This is a genomic window from Paenarthrobacter sp. 10N417 (assembly GCF_056394745.1).
In genome coordinates, this window is record NZ_JBFTIL010000027.1 from 108,374 (window position 1) to 128,780 (window position 20,407).

The following is a 20,407-nucleotide window of genomic DNA, read 5'->3' on the forward strand; positions in this document are numbered from 1 at the left end:
CCCGTGGGGTACTCCCTTGGACGCAAAACCGGCAGCCGGCGCTGCCGCTACACCGGATACCTGCGCTCCGGTGCGTGGTCGTGGCGCCGGCAACGCTGGTTCCGGGACTGCCGGAAGGCTGGTTCTGAGCCCGCCTGCCAGGTCTGCGGCATCACCCTGACCGACGCCGGTTCCCTGGACCTTCACCACACGAGCTACGACGGCGTCCACATCGGAGACGACGGCAGCTACCGGGCGGGGGAGGCCGACTCTGATCTGTTGCCTTTCTGCAGGGACCACCACGAAGTCTTGCACCGCGTTCTCGATGACCGGCGCGGGGACTACTGGGGGTGGGACCGGCGCCGCGCCACCCTCGTCATCACCGCCATCCTGTCCCGCAAACATCAAAGGACACCATGAACGATCCGCACAGCACCACCGGCACCCTGGGGCAATGCTGGCTGTGTCACCTGCCTACCAACCGCATCGAAGAACACATCGTTGAGCACGACCACTACGAATTGCGGGACTGCAACGCCGCCGAAACCGGCGTTTCCGTGCCGCTGTGTCCACGCTGCCACACCGCCGCGCACCAATGGATGCGCTCCCATGGACGCCCCGGAACCAACGCCGCGGCCGATGCCCTCGATGCCCTTCTGGACCGGTTCATGGAAACCTTGCTGCCCGGATATCAGCCACACAGGCCCCGGTGAACCGGGCCGCTCAAGCCCGACATACGCACTGTTGCAGCCGGGAGAACAATCCAGGACGGGGCCCCGATAACGGTGGCCACAACGAACGGAACATGATGCGAACAAAGGCCAAGCCATGAATGGCGAACCGTCAGTAACAGATTGGAACGCGGAACCGTTCAACGCCGACGAGGACGTCGACGTCTGGAACCAAGGCGGCACGGACGAGCCCAAGGCCTTGCCCGGGTTCCTGGACCCGGACCTTGAAACGGCCCTCGGTGAAGGCCCGCCCGAATGGCTCGGAATCCGGTGGCGGGACATCGCACCGGAAGACCAGGCAGCGGCGTGGACCGGACTACGGCAATGGGTCGACTGGTTCATCCGCGAGTACAAGATCAACAGCGCCATCATCCCGGCATGCTGGTACGAACACTCCGACCTCGTGGCCGAGCTATATGCCGCGATGTGTGCCGAATACAAGATCTGGGAAGAAGGCGCACCCGGACTCGGAGCCATGACCACCTGGCACCCCCACGTCCAGGCACTCAAAGGCCGGCTCACGGAAATGGCATCAACGCACCAATGCGCCGTCGTCAATCACGTCGCAGATGAACCTGACCTGCCATTCACCTACAACCAGGAACGGTGGGCTGCCGTCCGGGACGGGATCACCTCCACGGTGGAATTGCCTCGCACTAGCGAAAACGCTTGGTGGCGGCCGGTGGCCGTCGGTGCCGGCGGCGACCTGGAGACCGGACGCGAGCTTCTCGCCGGCGGCCTCCCCAAGCCGGGCGGGCCGGTCATTGAACACGTCACACTGCTCTCCGGCGCCGCCGCAGACAGCATCCAAGTGCGTCGAACCGACATGGGTGCCAGACCCGAGCAACAAGACGTGTATTGGGAAACTACCCGGGATAAGACCAGTCCTGAGGGCTGGGAACGACATCCCGAACAAGAAGCCGAAAGTGATGAGGAGCAGAAGAAATGATGACAGTTACCTCAAGACAGAGAACTGAAGCCGGACGCAATTGGTGCGGGTTTCCGTGACCGGGCTCGGGGACGGACCCCCGGTGTGTCGCCCCCGGCTGTAAATCGCTCGATCGCGTCGGTGGCCTGAGCATTTTGTACATCCGCAGCATGTCCTGACCTTGATCAGTGCCTCTAAGTCGTCGCGGCGGCCGCGTCGACGCCTATGCGTCAATACCCTCAATCGCCGATCGCCTTGCGGACAAGATCCGCGATGACCGTCTCGTTGGCCGATGAGAGCTCGGTGTAAGCTCCTGAAGCTGTCATGGGGTGCCAAACGACTCGGGCGTCTCAGTCTCATAGTGACAATCAGCGATCCGGGGACGAAGTGGTTGCCTCACGGCTGCGAGGATCGTTAGGATCCACCCCGCCACGCCGGTCCCGGGCCAAACTGTCCTATTCATAGGTTCCCGCGACGACGGTCAGGACATCATGTGCTTTGATGTCACTATGCATATCAATGGGGAAGCTGTATGACGCTTGCAATCTCACACACGCTGCCAGTCGGCTCTCTCGATATCTCCCAGATGAAGGAACAGCTCAGCCTCGCGTGCGCCCATCTGGTGTCAGCCGCGGCCGGTCTAACTGTGGGACGCTGGGAAACCGATATGGGGGCGGTCGATCTCACTCTCAAGTCTGAGGTTGAATACTCCAATGTTATAAGCCCGACTATTGACCTTCAGATGAAATGCACCAGTTCTGACAGCCACTCGAGCGGCGACTTTGTTTTGTATTCGATAAATCGACGCACGTACGAAAAAATGACCAGTGCGAAACGTAATTCGCCTGCCATTCTTTGTATAACGATAATTCCGGTTGAACCTGGCCACTGGCTTCACTATGACACCAACGGGTTGCTCGCAAGGGCGCACACGTACTGGATGCCAGCACGTGATTTTCCGCTTCTCCCGGATCACCAAGCCTCAATCCAAGTAAAAGTACCGAAAAGCAACGAATTCACGGCGGCTCAATTGCTGACCATGATCAAAGATTTGTACGGGGCTGAGGAAATATGAGTTTGGATCAGCAGGACTCTGTCGCCAGCAGCTACGCTTTTGACTTCCACAGCGTTGAGCAGTTTCTGGCCAGCGAAGACTGGAGGTGCGAAGGACCGCAACGTGGGGGCCGAATTTGGCGCTCCCCTGGGGTGGCAACTATTCGCGGAAAAGCACTGTTCGTTCCAATCGATAAAACATACGTTGACTACGACCTTCGACTTCGAGAAGCCATTGAAAGCCTGTCTCGGCATTTCGGAGTAGCACTCCCGGAACTGTCAGACAAGCTTTTGAGTGCGCGGGCAGACATATTCTTTGTCCGTTTGGATCAAAACACCGCCGACGGGACTATCCCCCTTTCTCAAGCCACCGAGCTTATTCACTCAATCGAAAAAATGGTACGTGCCGCGGCGACCACGGCGGCGAATCCGAGACACAGCCACGTCGGAAAACTACCGCGCGGGGTAAATCATTTTATGGAACACGATGTTCGAATGGGGCACACGAAGAAGGGCAGCTTCATTATTACGGTGGTTGCGCGCCTCGACGATGAAGATGCAAAACCGCCGGTGAAGGCGAAGGCGCTTGACCAGGTGAGCACTTCTGAGGATATCGACCGATCCGAACCGTTGCCATACACTCGCCGCGTCATGACAACCCTGTCTCGGGGGCTTCAAGCGGTCCAACGTCACGTTGACAGGGATTCGTCGCAGCACCTTAGCTTGGATGAGGCCCTCGGCGAAGGGGTGAGTCTCCCGTTAGTGAGAGCACTACGCGACATCGGTTCGGCTGAAACACTGAAAAACCTCGACATGTCATTTCAATGGTCACCGAGTGAGATTGTCGGGACGGACGTGGTCGACTCGATCGTTCTAAATCGAAGCGAGCTTCTCGAACTCCCTTCAGTTGAAGAAAGATTGAAGAGGAAGATCGCGCCGGCAACCGAGACGATCATGGGCCAGGTTGCTAGCTTGGAGAGAGGGCTTCCCGGCGATGACGGCGAAGACAACGGAGTGGCCGTCATATCTGCTGACGTGCGGGGAAATCTTCGGCGGATAAGAGTTCCGCTGACGGGTAACGACTATGTCTGGGCGATCATCGCTCATCATCAAAAATTGGTCTATTCCGTTGAAGGAACGTTGGTGAAAAAGGGAAGGAGCTGGGAGCTCGCTCCTCCGATTATTCCAGACACCTCACATCTCCAACACAAGCTGGGTTCATCGCGTCCCCAACTGATGCTCTCCGAGCTGAACGACTAATCGGCTCCAGCATCCGCTAATTGGCAGGCTTTTAGCCGTTCACTGGCTTGACTTGGGACCAGCAGGGAGGCGCTTTGCCGGCTTGGCCTGGCCAAATGTTGGTAACGCGGTTCTGGGAGGCGCACTGACCGTGGCTTCATACGGTGCGAGCGCGCCCTGTGACCAGTACATCGTGTTCATCAGCGGGGTCGGTTGGGGCCTGATCTTCGCCGTGGTCAACGCGGTTAGGTACGTTAGCGGCTCTTCCGCGATCATGCGGACCTCCCAGCCCCGCGATGGCGATCCGGGCTGCAGTCAAGGTTGTGGCCGGGTATTTCTCCGTTTTAAGACCGCTGATCGTAGCGGCTTGGGCGCAGGAGGATATTTGCTGACAGAAGCACCGGGTGACGTCACTGACGTACCTATGACGCCAGGACGGAGCCCTCGTCTTGATGTGTGCTGCCTACGTCATTCCGGTCCTGCTACTTCTTACGCCAAAACGGCAGGATGCTGTAGTGATACGGCTGATCGGTCACCTCGCTGACGATGAGAACGAAGTCTTCCGGCGGGTAGATTTCCTCACGGGATTTCAGGCTGTTAAGCATGTCGCCAGGCCAGTTCTTTTCATAGTAGTGAATGGGGGCGAGAGGCTCCCGAATATCGTCAATCTCGATCCATTCAGCACCGACGCGTGGACGGTGAGGCAACAGAGCCTCAAGAATCTGCTCTTTGGTGAGATTGGCGGTAGGGTCGTCATCATTTTCAACAGGCATAGGGGTCCCTTCAACGACCATGGTTAGTGAAGCATAAGCCCCAAGACGCGGTGCCCGTTCTGCGCCACTATGGAGCTTCGGCGGTGGAACCGTGCCCAGAACGCCGACGGCGTATGTCACACATGCTCTCGTGCCCGCAGACGAAATGTCAGGTAACGGTGCCTGACAGGCAGGTGCCCGCTGACGAGGGAGTACATGAGATGGCTGGACGTCCAAGGCTCGACAAGCACACCGTGACGGGAAACCTGGTCGATGACCCGGTGATCCGGGACGTGAAAGGTTCCCAGCTGGTGACCTTCCGTCTGGCGGATACGCCCCGGCTCTTCGACCGGGAAGCGAACGCGTGGAAGGACGGCGAGCCGGTGTTCTATGACGTCGCCGTCAAGGGCGCACGGCTGGGCGGGAACGTCGTGGAATCGCTGGCCAAGGGCAACCGGGCGACGATCACGGGCAACTACGAGGCCGTGCCGTACGTGGCCAAGGACGGCTCGCCGGGCATGAATCACCGGGTCTGGGCTGAGGAAGTGTCCGCGTCACTGGACTTCGCCAGCGTGAAGATCCAGCCCAACCCCAAGGGTGCGTGGAGCGAGTCCATCGACGCCCAGGTGGAACCGGTCCGCGTGGAGCAATCTGCAGTGGACCGCGAATGGGGTCTGAGCAACTAACCGGCCACAACCCTGATCTCGGCCCGCTGCCGCCCTTGCCGGGCGGCGGCGGGCCTGTGGCCGTTCAGAGGCCGCCAACCTTTTCCCTCGCTTGACATCTCCGTGGCCGTACCCACGTTATGTAAACCTGAAAGGCCGTGCACATGGCGCGACGCAAAGTAGATCCGAACCAGTTGTCTCTTTTTGAGGATCTGGAGGACCTTGAACAACCGGAGGTAGGACATGACGAACCCCGCGGAGTATCGCCAACTGCAGGAAGTGAACTCGGAAAGACCGGCACCACCGGAGGACGACTTCCAGGCGATGGAAGATTGGGAGACGGACCCGGACGCGTGGAAGGAGCCGGACGCCGTGCCCTCGGCGACGTCGTCGCTGCTGGACAGGTTCCGGGACCTGTACGAGGAGAAGAGCCTGTTGGACGGGTTGAAGGCGCCGTTGAACCAGGCGAGCCCGGAGTTCTTCGATCTGGTGAAGGCGTATTGGGCGCAGCTGGCCCGGGACGGGAGCCTGGAGTTGCCTCTGACCGCGGATCAGGACGAATACCGGCAGATGAGCGTAGGGGACAAAGCAGCGACGGCGCACCGGATGAACGAGGTGATGCGGCACGTCTTCGACTGGATGATCAGCCACGGCAAGGAACCGATTCCGGGCTGGACACAATGGCAGAAGACCGGCGTTCCGCCGGAGATGGAGCATTTGATCGAGAACTAACCGGGGACCGGGTTGATTTCGTCCCCGGCACCGGTGTTCGTCCGCCGTCGGGTCCGAAGGCGCGGGCGGCCGCGAACATGGAGGCGCTGCGTCTCCTGCACCGCGTCGAGGACGAGCGCCGGTATGCGAGTCCGGCTGAGCAGGAGGTTCTGGCTCAGTGGTCCTCGTGGGGTGCGGTGCCGCAGATTTTTGAAGAGCACCGCGAGGAATGGGTGTCCGAACGGGCGCAGCTGAAGCAGCTGCTCAGCGCTGAGGAGTACGCGCAGGCGTCGGCGACGACGATCAATGCCCACTACACGGACCCTGCCGTGGTCAAGGCCGTCTGGGACGTGCTGGAAGAGGCCGGGTTTGCTGGCGGTCCGGTGCTCGAGCCCGGGTGCGGGGCCGGTACATTCATTGGTCTTGCGCCGGAGACGGCGACGATGGCCGGTGTGGAACTGGATGGAACCACGGCCAGGATTGCGTCGTTGCTGTACCCGTCGGCGCAGGTACGTGCCGAGGGCTTCGAGCAGTCCACCCTGCCGGAGGGCTCGGTGTCGGCGGTCGTCGGCAACGTCCCGTTCGGGGACTATGTGGTCCACGATGACCGTTACAACACGGCGCGGTTGAGCATCCACAACTACTTCATCGCCAAATCGTTGCGCATGGTCGCCCCCGGCGGGTACGTCGCGGTGCTGTCTTCGACGTTCACGATGGACGCCCAAGGCACCAGGGCACGGAGGCAGATCGCCAAACACGGTGATCTGGTCGGGGCTGTCCGGCTGCCCAATGGTGCGTTCAAGGCGGTGGCCGGCACCGACGTCGCGACTGACTTGCTGGTATTCCGGCGCCGCAAGGAGGGCGAGACACCGGACGAAGCGCGGATCAGTGCTTGGGTGAACACGTCCACGACGTGGGCCACGCACCGCCAGACCGGTGAACCAACGCAGGTGGCCGTTGGCGGGCATTTCGCTGCCAACGACGACGCCCTGCTGGGTGTTTTATCGGTGGGGCAGGGCATGTTCAACGAGAACGCCCTTGAACTGTCCGGTCCTGTCGGGCACCAACTTGCCGACGTGATCCGCGAGAACCTGTCCAGCCAGCTGGCCGAGGCTGTTGCTGACGGGTATGGCTACGCGCCGGACACGGTGGACGTCCCGGCAGAAGCGTTCTCGCCGGGATTGCATTACTCAAAGGGCGCTGAAGCGACCACGGGAACGATCCGTTACACCGGTGCCGGGTTTGAGCGGTTCAACGCCGGCCAGGCATGGGAACCGGTCGGGGTCGCGAAAGCCAGCGTGACGGAGTCGCTGGCGTTGATGGGGTTGCGGGACGCGGCCCGTGCTGTCATTGATTCCCAGCGATGTGGCGCACCGGAAACCGAACGGTCAGCGCTTCGTGCGGCTCTCAACGACGCCTACGACGCCTACAACGGCGAGTACGGGCCGATCAACCGCTTCATCCTTGATGAAAAGCCTCGGGCTGCCAAAGCTGTGGCTGCCCGTTTGGCCAAGAGCGAGCGGGAATGGCGGCTGGGACTCCCGGCTGACGGGGACGTCGATCCCGCGGGTGTTCCGGTTCCGGAGGAACTGCGGGCCGAGTGGGAGACCTTGGCGGCCGAGCGGGTACCTGTCCGGAAGCAGGAGCATCTGAAGTTCCTTTCCGGGGACCCGGCACGTGGGCTGCTGCTTGCCCTGGAGAACTTCGATGAAGCCAGCGGCGCCGCGACCAAGACGGTCGTCTTTGACCAGGACGTGCTGGCCTTCCGTGAACGCCCGGAGACTGCAGCGACGGCGGCGGACGCCTTGGCGGTGAGCCTTGATGAATCCCGGGGCGTGGATTTGGCCCGGATCGGGTCTCTGCTGGGCGTCGAAGAGGCACAAGCGCGCGAGATGCTGGGCACGCTCGTCTTTGATGACCCGGTGTCCGGGGATCTGCTGCCTGCCGTGGCGTATCTGTCCGGAGACGTCCGGTCAAAACTGGACGCCGCCAGGGGCGCTGCCGGCACCGACGAACGGTTCCTGGTGAACGTGGAGGCATTGGAGGGGGCGATGCCGGATCAGGTCACGGCAATGGACATCACGGCACGCCCGGGTGTGAGGTACGTGGACCCGGAAGATTATGAGGCGTTCATTGCCGAGAAGTTCGGGGTTGCGGCCACAGCCGGGATTTCCCCGACGGAGGGGGCCTGGGAGCTGCGGGCGGCGAACGGATCCCCGAAGTACGCCCCGGAGGTGCGGTTCACCTACGCCACCGCGGACCGGACGCCGCTGACGTTGCTGCAGTCGGTGATGAACAACCGCACCATCGTGATCCGCCGCACCATCTACAACGCCGACGGGTCCGAACGGACGGTCAAGGACGTCAAGGCCACGCTGGAGGCCCGGGACAAGGCCGCGAGGATCGCCAACGACTTCGGCGAATGGTTGTTCCAGGACGCCGGGCGTGCCGAACGCGTCACCGCAACGTACAACCGGATGTTCAACTCACACACGGTCCCGGACTATGCCGGGCTGGGGGAGTCCATGAGTTTCCCCGGGCTGGCCAACGACCGCATCCCGCACCCTTACCAGCGCTCCGCTGTCGCGCGGGTCCTCAACGAGCCGGCGGTGCTGCTCGACCACGTGGTGGGTGCGGGGAAGACCGGGACCATGGTCATGGCGGCCATGGAACTGCGCAGGACCGGGATCGCGAAGAAGCCGGCCATCGTGGTGCCGAACCACTTGGTGGACCAGGTCAGCCGGGAGTTTGTCGGCTGGTACCCGTCGGCGCGGGTGCTGTCGATTCCGTCCGGGATTGACGCCAAAGACCGTGCCTTCTGGGTCGCGGTCGCAGCCACGGGGGATTGGGATGCTGTGGTGATCCCGCAGACCGTGTTCGGGAACATCCGGGTCGATCCGGCCAAAACGCAGGAATGGCTGGAGGAGCAGATCAAGGAGCTGCGGGCCGCCAGGGCCGGCATGGGCGGGGATGAGAAAGCCCGGATCAAAGCGGTCGAGCGGGCCATCAAACGCATGGAGGAACGACATGCCCGGATCACCACGGGCAAAGACAACGGTGTCACCTTCGAGGAGAGCGGCATCGACTACTTGTTCGTGGACGAGGCACACCATTTCAAGAACCTGCACCGCCAGTCTGATTCATACGAGCTCGCGTGTGACGGCTCGGATAAAGCCAGTGATCTGGACTTCAAACTTCGTGCGCTGCGGGAAACAAAGATCGAGGACGCCAAACGCGGCGGCTACTACCAGGACGGGTTCCTGCCGGCGGTGGCCACGTTCGCCACCGGCACGCCGGTGGCGAACTCGATGTCCGAGATGTGGGTGATGCAGCATTACCTGCGCCCGGACCTGCTCAGCGCCGCCGGGTTGGAGGATGTGAACTCGTGGGCGAACCAGTTCACCGAACGCTCCACCGTGCTGCGGATCTCCCCGGCCGGTGGCGGGTATGACCAGGTGGAGCGGATCAACAAGTACATCAACCTGCCTGAACTGCTCTCGTTGTCGGCCCAGTTCAGCGACGTGGTCACCGTCTCGGATATCACCGCGAAGCTGCCGGTGTTGGCCGGCGGGGAGCGTGTTCTGGAGAAACGGCAGCCTTCCGGGCCGGTCGTGGACTATGTGAAGGAGCTCGGGGAGCGGGCGAAGAACCTTTCCGGGGTCGATCCCAAGGAAGACAACATGCCCAAGATCACCAATGACGGGCGCATGGTTGCTTTGGACCCGAGGCTCAAAGACCTGCCGGGGGATCCGGACGGCGGCAGGCCCGGGCAGGTCGCGGCCGCGGTGTGGGCCATCCACCAGGACACGAAAGACCGGCAGTTCACCGGCAGCAACGGGGAGCCCTCCGCGGTGGCCGGTGGCCTGCAGCTGCTGTTCTGCGACAGGGCCGTGCCCAACACTGAGGGCCGGTTCAGCATGTATCAGGCCATCAAAGACCAGCTGGTGGGCCTTGGCATGGAACCGGAGCGGATCGCGTTCATCCATGAGGCCGGCAGCGATGCTGCCCGGAAAGACTTGTTCGATAAATGCCGGGACGGGCGGGTGAACGTGCTGATCGGCTCCACGGAGAAGATGGGCACCGGCACCAACGTCCAGGACCGTGCCGTGGCCCTTCACCATGTTGATGTGCCGTGGCGTCCGGCGGACCTTGAACAACGCGAGGGCAGGATCCTGCGCCAGGGCAACCAGAACGATGACGTGAGCATCCGGTCCTATGCGACGGCGGAAACCTTCGACGTCTACATGTGGGACATGATCGCCCGCAAGGCCGGCTTCATCAACCAACTCAAACGAGGTGACGTGCAGGGCCGCACCATGGATGACGGCTTCGGGGATCTGGAATTGTCCGCCGGGCAGGCTGCGGCCGCGCTGTCCGGGGACCCGAGGCTGGAACGCCTGGCGTCCATGCAGATGGAAGAATCCAGGCTCCAATCCCTGCACCGCTCGTTCCAGGACGCGAAGCGCCGCAGCAAGGGTGAACTGGCGATCGCCCATTCTGCGCTGTCCTCGATCGCCCAGGATCTGCCCGGGATCAGCGCGGCCGCCGGTATGGTCGCGGACACGGCGGGGGATCGCTTTGTGATGAGTGTGGGTGGGCGGCAGTTCCGGGAGCGGCGTGACGCAGCCGAAGCCTTCAAAGCGCTGGTGACATCCCGGATCCAGCCCTTGCCTGCAGGAGCCGGCCCCTACCAGACCCTTGGTGAGGTGGCCGGGCTGGCAGTGGATGGACGCTACCACCGGGGCCTGGAACTGCGGCTCGGCGGTTCCGACGCCGCCACGGTGAGGGTGGAATGGGACGCTGTGCTGGGCACGGATCCTTTGGGGTTGGTGCGCCGGCTGGAGAACACCGCTGCGGCCGCGCCCGAAATCCGGGACCAACTGCTGGCCAGACAAGCCGACATCCGGGCGAGCATCCCGGCACTGGAACAGACACAGAACGCGGTCTTTGAACACGCCGCCGAACTGGCGGAGCTGCAACAGCGCATCAGCGAACTCATGCACGACATGGGTCTGGACCAAGGCGAGGAAGACGCCACTTCTGCCGAGGCGGCCACGGTGTCCGGGGACGGGCTGGCAGTTCTGGTCCGGGATCCTGCCAAGGTCCACGGGAGTGACCTTCGGGCGGGGGATATCGTCACCGGAATCAAAGGGCACGGGCAGGGGCTGTTCCGGGTCGAAACGGTCAATCGCAGCCAGGAGACCATGTTGGTCGCCGTCGTGGAGTCCGACGAAGCACCCGACCCGGTGCGCATCGGTCCCTACCAGGACGTCGTCCTGGTGAGCCGGCCGGTCGCGGTGCTCACTCCGTTCGAGAAGCTGTTCGTCGACGTCGCCCCCACCGACGCGGTCGCCACCGCGGATACGGAGGTCAAGAGCGGGGAACGGATCACCGTGGAGCGCCGGACACTGGACCCGGAGACCGCCCGGCCCACCGGGGAAGTCCGCATGGTCACCGGTCTGGTGGAAGTCCGCTCCAATGACTGGCTGATCACCAGGGATGACGGCAGCGTCCTCCTGGTCGGTTACAACCGGTGGGGGCACGGATCCCCGGTCCTAAGGCACGGCGTCGTGGATCCCGACGCGGCGGCTGCGGAATCTACCGACGGGGCAGAGCCGGTGGTGAACGGTGGTGAGTTCCTGCCCGGGGACGTGCTCCTGGAAGATGTCCCCGGACTGGGGGAACGGGGGGACGTATCCACGGGCAGAAGCTACGGTTACGGGCTCTCCGGATTCATCGACCCTGAAACGGGTGCGGACCGTTCACGGACCGGGCACTACAGGCCGCGGCCGGTCGCGTACCAGCAGGGCCGGCCCCTGACTTCGAAGGAGGCCGGCCAGTTGTTCCCCGACGGATGCGGAGGCACGATCGATGATCTGCGCGCCGGCGACGTGGTGCCCGCCCACGAGCTGGACCGCAACCAGGCACGCCGGGACAACGTCACGGTCACCAGTGTCAGCGGCGGCACCATGCGGGACGTGACATACCGTTTCGAGGACGGCAACACCGGCAAGTGCCGGCGCCGGGAGGACCAGAACCTCACGATCCTTGCCCGCCGCTACGGGGCACTGACCTTGCTGGAACGGGCCGAGCTGCAGGCACCCGGGCGTGTCAGCGAACGGTCCGCGGATTCGCTCACCACCGCCCATGCCGGCTCGTGGGTAAGGCTGAAGGCCAGCCGCGGCACCATCCCCGAGTGGAACAACCTCGACGTGGCGCTGGGCCGGATCGTGACTGTGGACCGCGTGCCGGCAGCCGATAACCGGAGGGCCGCAGACATAAGACTGGAACTCGAACATGCAGGCGGAACCCGCACCAGGTGGGCCGCCTACGGAAACGCCATGGTCTTGCTGTGGGAGGGCGAGCTTCCGGAGACGCCGCTGGACTTCAGCGGCCTTGACCTCGAGCTGGCCCCGGTCCACGTGGACCCGGCCCCCGTCGCGGCCCCGGACCTCATCGCAGACCCGGACCCCTTCCTCAGCGAGCACCTGATGATGGCCACCGTGGACATCGCACCGGACCGGGTGGGACCCGACCCGACGCCCGCATCCGCCACACCAGAGACGGACGGGCCGGTCTCCAGTGCTGCCCCGGAAGGAGAGAACGCGGCCGCGCCCGCGGCCGGTCCGGTGCTGGAACACAGCGCCGCCGGCACGAGCGTCAGCGGTGTTGGCCGGGAGAACACCACGCTGCACGCACTGTTGAAGGAAGCCGGGTTCAAGTTCTCCCGCCGCCAGGATCTCTGGTACCTGAACAGCACCTGGAAGCCGGCCACCCGGGACGTCCGCGTCCAGGAACTGCTCCGTGTCGCTGAACAGGAGGGTATTGACCTTGGCTTCGCGGATACCGACGGCACCCGGCGCATGGGGATGCTGCGGGCCGGTGACACGGTCCGGATCGCCCCGGGCAAGGCCGTGATCCATGGCGTGGACCGCTTCGGAATACACCAGGCCACCACCGACGTCCCGGAGCTTGTGGCAACAGTGGGCGGCGGACGGATCACCGACCACCGCACCCCGGTTGAGGTCACCGTCGCCGGGCAAAGGCACCGCTTCGAGATAAGCCACACCTCGGGGGCGTTGGAACTCGTGCCCCGGGACGAAGCAGGCCGCTGGATGGTCGAGACCGCTCCGAGCCTGGACGCAGGGCTGTCCGCGGAACTGGACACAATTGCCGGCAGGCGGGTCGGTGACGTCCAGTCGGGGCAGCGGATCAGTGTCAGCGGCAAACCAGTGACCTTGGAGTACCTGCATTCCTATGGCCATGAACGGTACGACGACGCCCGGGTTCTCGCCGTCGCGCCAGGACCCGTGGACAGCACACGCTACCTGCTCCTCGAGCAGGCCACCGGTGCGCGGTGGATCCAGGCGCACTCCGCCGACGTCGTCCCCGTGACCCCGGCGGCAGCACCTACAGGGAACTACCGCGCGCCACGGTTCACCATCGTGCCGCCGGAGAAAACCACGCTCGGCCGGTCGGTGTCAGCGAACGGGATCCGCACCTCCACGGCCGGCACCCGCATCCTGGAGGAGCTGACCGTAGCCGGGAGGCTCACGGCGATCGATCACCGCGATGACGGATCGGTCGATCTGACGATCACGACCGACAACGGGCCGGTGATGATCCGTCAGGGCATTGACGGGCAGCGGCCCGAAGTCACCATCCTGCATGAGGGATCCACCACGCCCGATCCCCTTAATCCGGCCTCTACGGTGCCTGCCGGCCCGGTGCGGCGGCGCAGCGCAAGCGCCCAGGACCTGCGCACAGGGGACGTCATGGTCAATGATCAGGGCAAAAAGGCCCGGGTTATTGATACCCGACAGGCAGGGGCCGTCACCGAGATCCTGGTGGCCTCCGCCGACGGGAACCGGGGCATCATCAAAGCCGGCCCGGACCGCAGATTCGCCGTCGAACCGTCTGTACCGGACCATACCGAAGCAGCCCCGCCGGCACCTGTCACGGGACCGGACACCAACCCCGGCCCAAGCTTCTAGCCCGGCCCGCAGGAAGGGCGCTCCCGCCTGGCGAGGGGCCCTTCCTGCCGATGTGTCCACACGTGTGTCACGGACCGCGGCCGAAATAGACAGCGCCTGGTACCCGCAAACCTGAAAGAGAGCAGTGAAACTCATGGATCTAGATGCAGTGAACGAAGACGGGCTCAAATTCTTGTCAGCGTTGAAATTGGGAGTCGAAGGCCTGGACGTGGCGTCCAACGAATCCCGTTATCGGCAGGCAGGGAAGGTTCTCGCCGAGTTCGAACTTCTGGAGAACGCGGCATATGGGGCGGCGCCGGCACTCGCTGAGCCGAACCTCGAACCGCCTTTCGGGGCGGAGCTTCTGGTCCGACATCGAGGGAATCTGGCGGCCGTTGTCGCTGACGATCGCTTCGAGCACCATGTGACCGCAGCTCTAGGGTTCTCGTCATATGAGCGGGCGGTTCACGACGAAGATGGTGCGCGTTACGAGTGGGTGGATCCGGCTGACTCGGATGAAGCCCGCAGCCGAATCCGCGAAACGACCACGTGGATTCGCCAAACTCTTGAAGCGCAGCTCGGGGAGAAGATCAGTGCCCGCCTGCATGAACTCGTCCCTCCTGTGGACCGTGAGGACATCCCCGGCGGGGTGACTCAGGTCCGGCAGTCCTTTGACACCATTTCCGATGTCCCGTTGCGTACGTGGATCAACGTCTCGGGGATCCCCTACGAACTTGCGACATCGCCCTACGACGCAGCGATGCCGTTCGTGGATGTGCAGCTGCTGTCCCGGGCACCGTCACCCTTTGCCGGCACCACAATGATCCACATCGGATACTCGGGCACCAGCACGGACTGGCTGGTCGTCCCGGACGAACAACCCATTACCCGCGCGGAGGAGGACGTTGACACCGTGGCATTCACCTCGGTGGACCCTCCCCGGTTGGAGGCAGTGGATCTGCTGGATCCAGCGGGCCCGCCGGAGAGTCACCTTCTACTCACAGGCAACGGCCGGTACCTGACGGGTGCCACTGTGAATCAACCGATGACCGCGTTCGGACGGATCGTTGAACTGCGCCCGGCAGTGGGGGAGGAACTGCTGGTCACCATTGACACCGATCTGGGCAGGGCTGAAATGTATGTTGACCCCCGTGTTGAGCAAGCCAACGCGCGGATGTGGATGCCGCCCACTCCCTCAGCGATCACGGCCTCGGACGCAGGGGCGGAAATGCGCGAATGGGAAATGCGAGAGGGGGAAATCGAGTCCGAATGGGATACCACTGAGGACACGGATTGGGTTCCGGTCCATGCCCAGCCGCGCGCGGGAACCTTGGTGAGCTGGAACGACGGCGAACAGCCCGAGGACGTCTTCCGGGCCGCCTATATTGCCACGGAACGGTGGAACGGGTGGGCGAAACCCTATTTCGACCAGGACGAATGCCTGCGCCTGGCAGCCCGGCAAACCACAGACGGCGAACGGACCCAGTACGAATACGATGCCGGACGCAATATCTGGCAGGAAGTGAATGTCGAGGAAGACTACCGGGCCGACTGCAAAACCCGAGTTGTCGATGGGCAACTATGCCACGAACTGGGCAGCGGATTTACCTGGTACGAAGTCAAACTGCCCGAGGATGACGACATCGAAGAAGGCCTGAACTTCGCAGTGACGTCCCGCACAGAGCCATGGGTGCCGGCGGACCACGTCATCACACCGGTGGACCCGCCAGCAGGGCGAATGGACGCCGGCGAACTGGACAAGCTCCCCCCGGGGGCGGTCCTTCACGCGGTACACACCCCTGCGGTTGCGTGGATCAAAACCTCCGAGCAGACGTGGGCGAACTACTCGAACTGGCCCGCACCGCCCACGGGACCGGACACCCTGGTCCGGATCACCAACGGCGATCTGATGCGCGGCACCACGCAGTTCGAGTCATACCCTCCGGGCCCGGCCGGACCAACTCCACAAACGCCCTCCAGCCCCGGCCCGGCCAAGGAGAGGCAGGTTTTCGGCGTCGAATACTTGAAGGCCGGAAGCGTCATCATCAACGACGCCGGCGACCGTGCCCGCATCGACAGGGTCATGCGCAACGGAGACGATTTCCACATCCGGCTCACCGCACAGAACGGCACGGCGGGGAAGCTGACAGTCAACGCCGGCAAGCAATTCCAAGGCCACCTGCCACCGGAAACGACAGCTACATCGAATCCGGTTGCAGACGTAGAGCCTGCACCGGCCGTTCTCCCTGACACCAGCGGCCCAGGCCTTTACTGAGAAGCGATATGCTAAGGCGCGCGGATCGAACATTCATTCGATCCGCGCGCCTCCCGTGTTCTGGGTCAAAAACCTGACAAGATGTCGCCATGACGACACATTCTCCCGAGCAAGTACAAGAACTTCTAAGCCACGCGCTGGAACGGTTTAAGAAGACCGAACTGGCCTCGGCGCTCGGTGTGGAGACCCGGACCATCAGCCGCTGGGCCACAGGGGAGAATACGCCGAAACCCTTTGTTGGAGCGGCTCTGGAGTCGTTGCTGACGCCGTCCTCGATCCAACTCCACAAGAACCCGGACTTCACGTTCATCGACACATTCGCCGGGATCGGCGGCATCCGCCAAGGCTTTGAGAAACACGGCGGCGAATGCGTTTTCACGTCCGAGTGGAATGCGTTCTCCAAGAAGACGTACACGGTGAACTTCGGTGACGGGCATGAGTTCATCGGGGACATTGTCGGCCAGCAAGGCATCGTTCCGGCACACGACGTCCTGCTGGGCGGCTTCCCGTGCCAGCCTTTCTCTATCGCGGGCGTGAGCAAGAAGAACTCCCTCGGACGGCCCCATGGCTTCGAAGACCCGACTCAGGGAACTCTGTTCTTCGAACTCAAAGAGATCATCAAAACCACCCGCCCGGCAGCGTTCGTGCTGGAGAACGTGAAGAACCTCAAGTCCCACGACAAGGGCAACACCTTCAGAGTCATCATGGCCGTGTTGAGGGACGAGCTCGGCTATGACGTTTACGAGCAGGTGATCGACGGCGGCCATTTCACTCCGCAGCACCGCGAACGCATCATCATTGTTGGCTTCGCGAGGAAGACCGAGTTCACGTGGGAGGACTTGGTCCTGCCGGAGAAAACAAGCCACAAGCTCGGGGACGTACTGCACCGCACTGACGGCACGGAGCCGGTCCTGGCGCACGACGGCGACAAGTACTTCAACCATGTTGAGCAGAAGGTCAACGACAAGTTCACGCTGACCGAAAACCTCTGGACGTATCTGCAGAACTACGCCAAAAAACACAAAGCCGCCGGCAACGGCTTCGGGTTCGGGCTCGTCAATGCCGAGGGCCGCACCCGTACCCTCTCGGCCCGGTACCACAAGGACGGCTCGGAAATCCTGGTCGAGCAGCCGGGCCAGCGGCCGCGCCGGCTCACGCCGCGCGAATGTGCCCGCCTCATGGGCTTCGACGACTCCTTCGTCATCCCCGTCTCGGACACCCAGGCATACCGGCAGTTCGGCAACAGCGTCGTCATGCCCGTCTTCCAGGAAGTCGCCCGGATCATGAAACCGCACCTGATGCAGGTCAAAGCGACCATCGCCGCCGAACAAGCCGAACTCGAAGCAGCCGGTGCACACGAGCATTCCGGCACTGCAGCCGCGGTGGAAGCAGCAGCCTGAGCCGTGATCAACATTGGGGACTATTTCCAGGGCTTCGCCGTCAAAGTCCTGGCCGACGTCGACGTCAACAGACTCACGTCCAACCAGCACGAGTTCAACGGCAGCAAGGCTTTCCGCGAATTGCTGGGCACTCCGGTAGGGAAAGACTATCTGCCGACCAGAATGGCGTACCTTGATGATGATCTGGAGGAAATGCCGGAACTGTTCGAAACATCGCTGACGTGGTACGACACCCGCGAGAACCACCCAACACGCGGTGCGGAATACCGGTTGTTGTACCTGTCGGCGGCAGAACATATCATCTACCGGGCCGAAGCCGGCGACACGCTGTTCCTGGCCAAGGAAGACAACGGGAACCTGATTCTCGTGATCGCCAAGCAGGGCTCTACGATCCTTCGGCAGCTGCAGTGGATCTTCGACGTCCAACGCACCAACGAAACCTTGTTCGTGGCCACCGACATGGACGCCCAGCCCGGGCGCGAGGAAATGGCCAGCGAGGAACTGCTCGCACTGCTCGGCATCGAGGTCGACCTCAGTGACGATGACCTGCTGGAGTCCATCCTGCACCGCTTCCACAAAACGCTGTGGCCGTCAACGCCGGACTTCGCCCACTATGCCCGCTCCATGGTCAAACACGTCGACGCTGTTGAAGACCCTGACGGCACGCTCATGCGCTGGGCCAGCATGGAACACCGCATGTTCCGCACCCTGGAGAAACACCGGATCAGCGAAAGCATCTCCAACGGCTTCCTCGACGCCCGCGGCGGTGTGGACGTCGACGCGTTCCTCAAGCTCTCCCTCTCGGTGCACAATCGGAGGAAATCACGGGCCGGCCTGTCCTTGGAAGAACACATCTCGGCTGTATTCAATGCGAACTCCATCCAATACGTGAAGAAAGCCAAAACCGAAGGCAAGAAGGAACCCGACTTTCTGTTCCCCTCGAAAGCTGCCTACGACGATCCAGGGTTCCCTCCGGCGTGCTTGACGATGCTGGGATCAAAAACCACGCTGAAGGACCGGTGGCGGCAGGTTCTCAACGAAGCCGACCGCATCCCGAATAAACACCTGCTGACGCTGCAACCGGCCATTTCCGAAGACCAAACCGCTGAAATGCGCACCGAACGATTGCAACTGGTCATCCCCCGCGAACTCCACACCCAGGGTTTCAGCACCTCGCAGCAGGAATGGCTCATGGGACTGGATGACTTCCTTGCCGAAGTCAGGAACCGCGAGCAACGCTCGCCGCGGGTCTCTGGTCAGCTTCTGTGAAACAAACCGCGGTTGGGGGCCACCCTTATGGGCCCGGTACTCCTGGTCGCCGTCCAATGTCGATTGTCCCAACTTGGTTGTCCACCCATGAACAGTGACTAGCGTGCTCAGGCAGGTCGCGAGGCCAAGAATGTCGTCCCCCTTCCTTGGCCGTTCAAGATGATCCAATGGGGACAAAAGGGGTTGGCTGGCAGACTGGCTGACGAAGCTTCCACCAAGGCCAGGCAGCAGGAGGAGGATTAGTGCGCGATTTTGGTTCCATCGATTATGTTGCGGCCCAGCAAGCTGCTGGCCGCGGAGAACCCTCCCGGTTTCAGGAAGCAATCCTCGCTGATCTCGAAGATCAATGGGCGGCGTCATACAGGGGAGTTTGTCCCGGATCCGAGTTGGTGACGATGAACCAAGGCGAAGTGCACTTCCTCTTCGACGCCACCGGTGAGGGCGCGTCAGAGCAATGTGCGCGAACAATTGCGGCCTTCGGGAGGGTGAGTGGGGTGCGATCCGTCCGAGACGTGGTCTACCAAGCCGGTTTTCCGATGAAAGCGATTGCAAATCAGTCGTTCGATCGCGGCCACATGATGCCTCACAGTGCGGGCGGACAGTTCGGCCCGAACATCTACGCCCAAGATCGTGCCCTTAACAGGGGTTTGTCTGCTCAAGGCCGGCGATATCGTGCACTCGAACGAAAAGCGTTGACCACCCCCGGCGGGTTGTTTTTCTGCCACTTGAGGTACTCAGACCTAACAGACACGCCGACTTGGGTAGATCTCGGACTCGTCTCCACGACCACCCTCGAAGTGGACACGTTTGTGAACCGGATCGATTTGCTGGTCGGCGATAATTTCAACCCTTCAGAATTATCGGACACGGAGCTGACGTCCATTCTGGACGTCCTTACAACAGGACAGTTCGGTGACATTGGCGAAGAAGCCGCTCGTTTTTATCTGGAGGAGAACGGGGCGTGCCCTGTCTCGCTTGGAGATAGCGGCATGCCCCGAAGTGACGCCAGGCAGGACCTGGACATTCTGGCCCTTGTTGAAGGTGACTTAGTGGCGTTCGAAGTGAAGACCACCTACCTGGACAAACGAGCAGGAACGCTGACAAGGCAAGGGAATCTTTACTGCCCGCCTCGCAGGCGAAAAAGAACCAGATCAGACCTCTTACCCTCATTCAATCAGGGCAGCTCCGGCTACGTCTCACAACGCGTCGAGTCCATCGTTAAGGTGGACGGGACCCTTGAATGCAGGCTGATCGCAGTCGACCTTCGCAGCCTTAAGCTGCAGGAGTTCAGCCTCAACGGCGCCGGCAAAGCAATCGGCCCGAACTCAGGAGTCATCGACTGCCGGGGCTTCGTCCTACAGGCTATGGCTGAAATCGTCGGACACCGAGGTTACCTATAGAGCGGCGCTCGTCGTCGCCGAATTGTCAGAGC

At 62.5% G+C, this 20,407-nt stretch carries 13 protein-coding genes; 12 read left to right on the top strand and 1 reads right to left on the bottom strand.

Translation table 11 applies throughout. The annotated features are described in order from the left end of the window. Nucleotides 1-3: 3 nt before the first annotated feature. From AC1DCM_RS24130 to AC1DCM_RS24150, 5 genes are all read left to right on the top strand, one after another. Nucleotides 4-399 (top strand): hypothetical protein, encoded by a 396-nt coding sequence (locus tag AC1DCM_RS24130; protein ID WP_477520002.1) that lies wholly within the window; start codon nucleotides 4-6, stop codon nucleotides 397-399. After that, nucleotides 396-692 carry a hypothetical protein gene (locus tag AC1DCM_RS24135; protein ID WP_477520003.1) on the top strand — a complete coding sequence of 99 codons (297 nt, stop codon included), beginning with the start codon at nucleotides 396-398 and terminating at the stop codon, nucleotides 690-692. Before AC1DCM_RS24130 ends, AC1DCM_RS24135 begins: the two co-directional genes overlap by 4 nt. A gap of 115 nt (nucleotides 693-807) precedes the next feature. Further along, nucleotides 808-1,659: a hypothetical protein gene (locus AC1DCM_RS24140; RefSeq protein ID WP_477520004.1), complete on the top strand. Its 852-nt coding sequence runs from the start codon at nucleotides 808-810 to the stop codon at nucleotides 1,657-1,659. Nucleotides 1,660-2,170: 511 nt separating this feature from the next. Next, a complete protein-coding gene (locus tag AC1DCM_RS24145) occupies nucleotides 2,171-2,713 on the top strand; it encodes a DUF4365 domain-containing protein (protein ID WP_477520005.1) in 543 nt (180 codons plus the stop codon). Beyond that, nucleotides 2,710-3,951 carry a hypothetical protein gene (locus AC1DCM_RS24150; protein ID WP_477520006.1) on the top strand — a complete coding sequence of 414 codons (1,242 nt, stop codon included), beginning with the start codon at nucleotides 2,710-2,712 and terminating at the stop codon, nucleotides 3,949-3,951. The genes AC1DCM_RS24145 and AC1DCM_RS24150 overlap by 4 nt, the downstream gene beginning before the upstream one ends. A gap of 461 nt (nucleotides 3,952-4,412) precedes the next feature. On the opposite strand, the gene AC1DCM_RS24155 is transcribed toward AC1DCM_RS24150, so the two are convergent. Next, nucleotides 4,413-4,703: a hypothetical protein gene (locus AC1DCM_RS24155; RefSeq protein WP_477520007.1), complete on the bottom strand. Its 291-nt coding sequence runs from the start codon at nucleotides 4,701-4,703 to the stop codon at nucleotides 4,413-4,415. A 200-nt stretch (nucleotides 4,704-4,903) separates the two neighbouring features. Here AC1DCM_RS24155 and AC1DCM_RS24160 point away from each other — a divergent pair, with 200 nt between their 5' ends. The 7 genes from AC1DCM_RS24160 (at nucleotide 4,904) to AC1DCM_RS24190 (ending at nucleotide 20,375) form a co-directional block, all read left to right on the top strand. After that, nucleotides 4,904-5,368 carry a single-stranded DNA-binding protein gene (locus AC1DCM_RS24160; RefSeq protein WP_477520008.1) on the top strand — a complete coding sequence of 155 codons (465 nt, stop codon included), beginning with the start codon at nucleotides 4,904-4,906 and terminating at the stop codon, nucleotides 5,366-5,368. A 222-nt stretch (nucleotides 5,369-5,590) separates the two neighbouring features. Then, complete coding sequence (locus tag AC1DCM_RS24165) at nucleotides 5,591-6,079, top strand: hypothetical protein (RefSeq protein ID WP_477520009.1); 489 nt, start codon at nucleotides 5,591-5,593, stop codon at nucleotides 6,077-6,079. Next, entirely contained in the window at nucleotides 6,028-14,052 is an 8,025-nt protein-coding gene (locus AC1DCM_RS24170; RefSeq protein WP_477520010.1) for a DEAD/DEAH box helicase family protein, read from the top strand. The genes AC1DCM_RS24165 and AC1DCM_RS24170 overlap by 52 nt, the downstream gene beginning before the upstream one ends. 133 nt (nucleotides 14,053-14,185) lie before the next feature. Beyond that, the gene (locus tag AC1DCM_RS24175) at nucleotides 14,186-16,306 is read left to right on the top strand and encodes a hypothetical protein (RefSeq protein WP_477520011.1); all 2,121 of its coding nucleotides are present in this window, start codon (nucleotides 14,186-14,188) and stop codon (nucleotides 16,304-16,306) included. An 89-nt stretch (nucleotides 16,307-16,395) separates the two neighbouring features. After that, nucleotides 16,396-17,706 carry a DNA (cytosine-5-)-methyltransferase gene (gene dcm, locus AC1DCM_RS24180; RefSeq protein ID WP_477520012.1) on the top strand — a complete coding sequence of 437 codons (1,311 nt, stop codon included), beginning with the start codon at nucleotides 16,396-16,398 and terminating at the stop codon, nucleotides 17,704-17,706. 3 nt (nucleotides 17,707-17,709) lie between these two features. Next, on the top strand, nucleotides 17,710-18,975 hold the full coding sequence (locus tag AC1DCM_RS24185) for a type II restriction endonuclease (RefSeq protein WP_477520013.1): 1,266 nt from the start codon (nucleotides 17,710-17,712) through the stop codon (nucleotides 18,973-18,975). 536 nt (nucleotides 18,976-19,511) lie between these two features. Then, nucleotides 19,512-20,375 (top strand): hypothetical protein, encoded by an 864-nt coding sequence (locus AC1DCM_RS24190; RefSeq protein ID WP_477520014.1) that lies wholly within the window; start codon nucleotides 19,512-19,514, stop codon nucleotides 20,373-20,375. The last annotated feature ends 32 nt before the right edge of the window (nucleotides 20,376-20,407 follow it).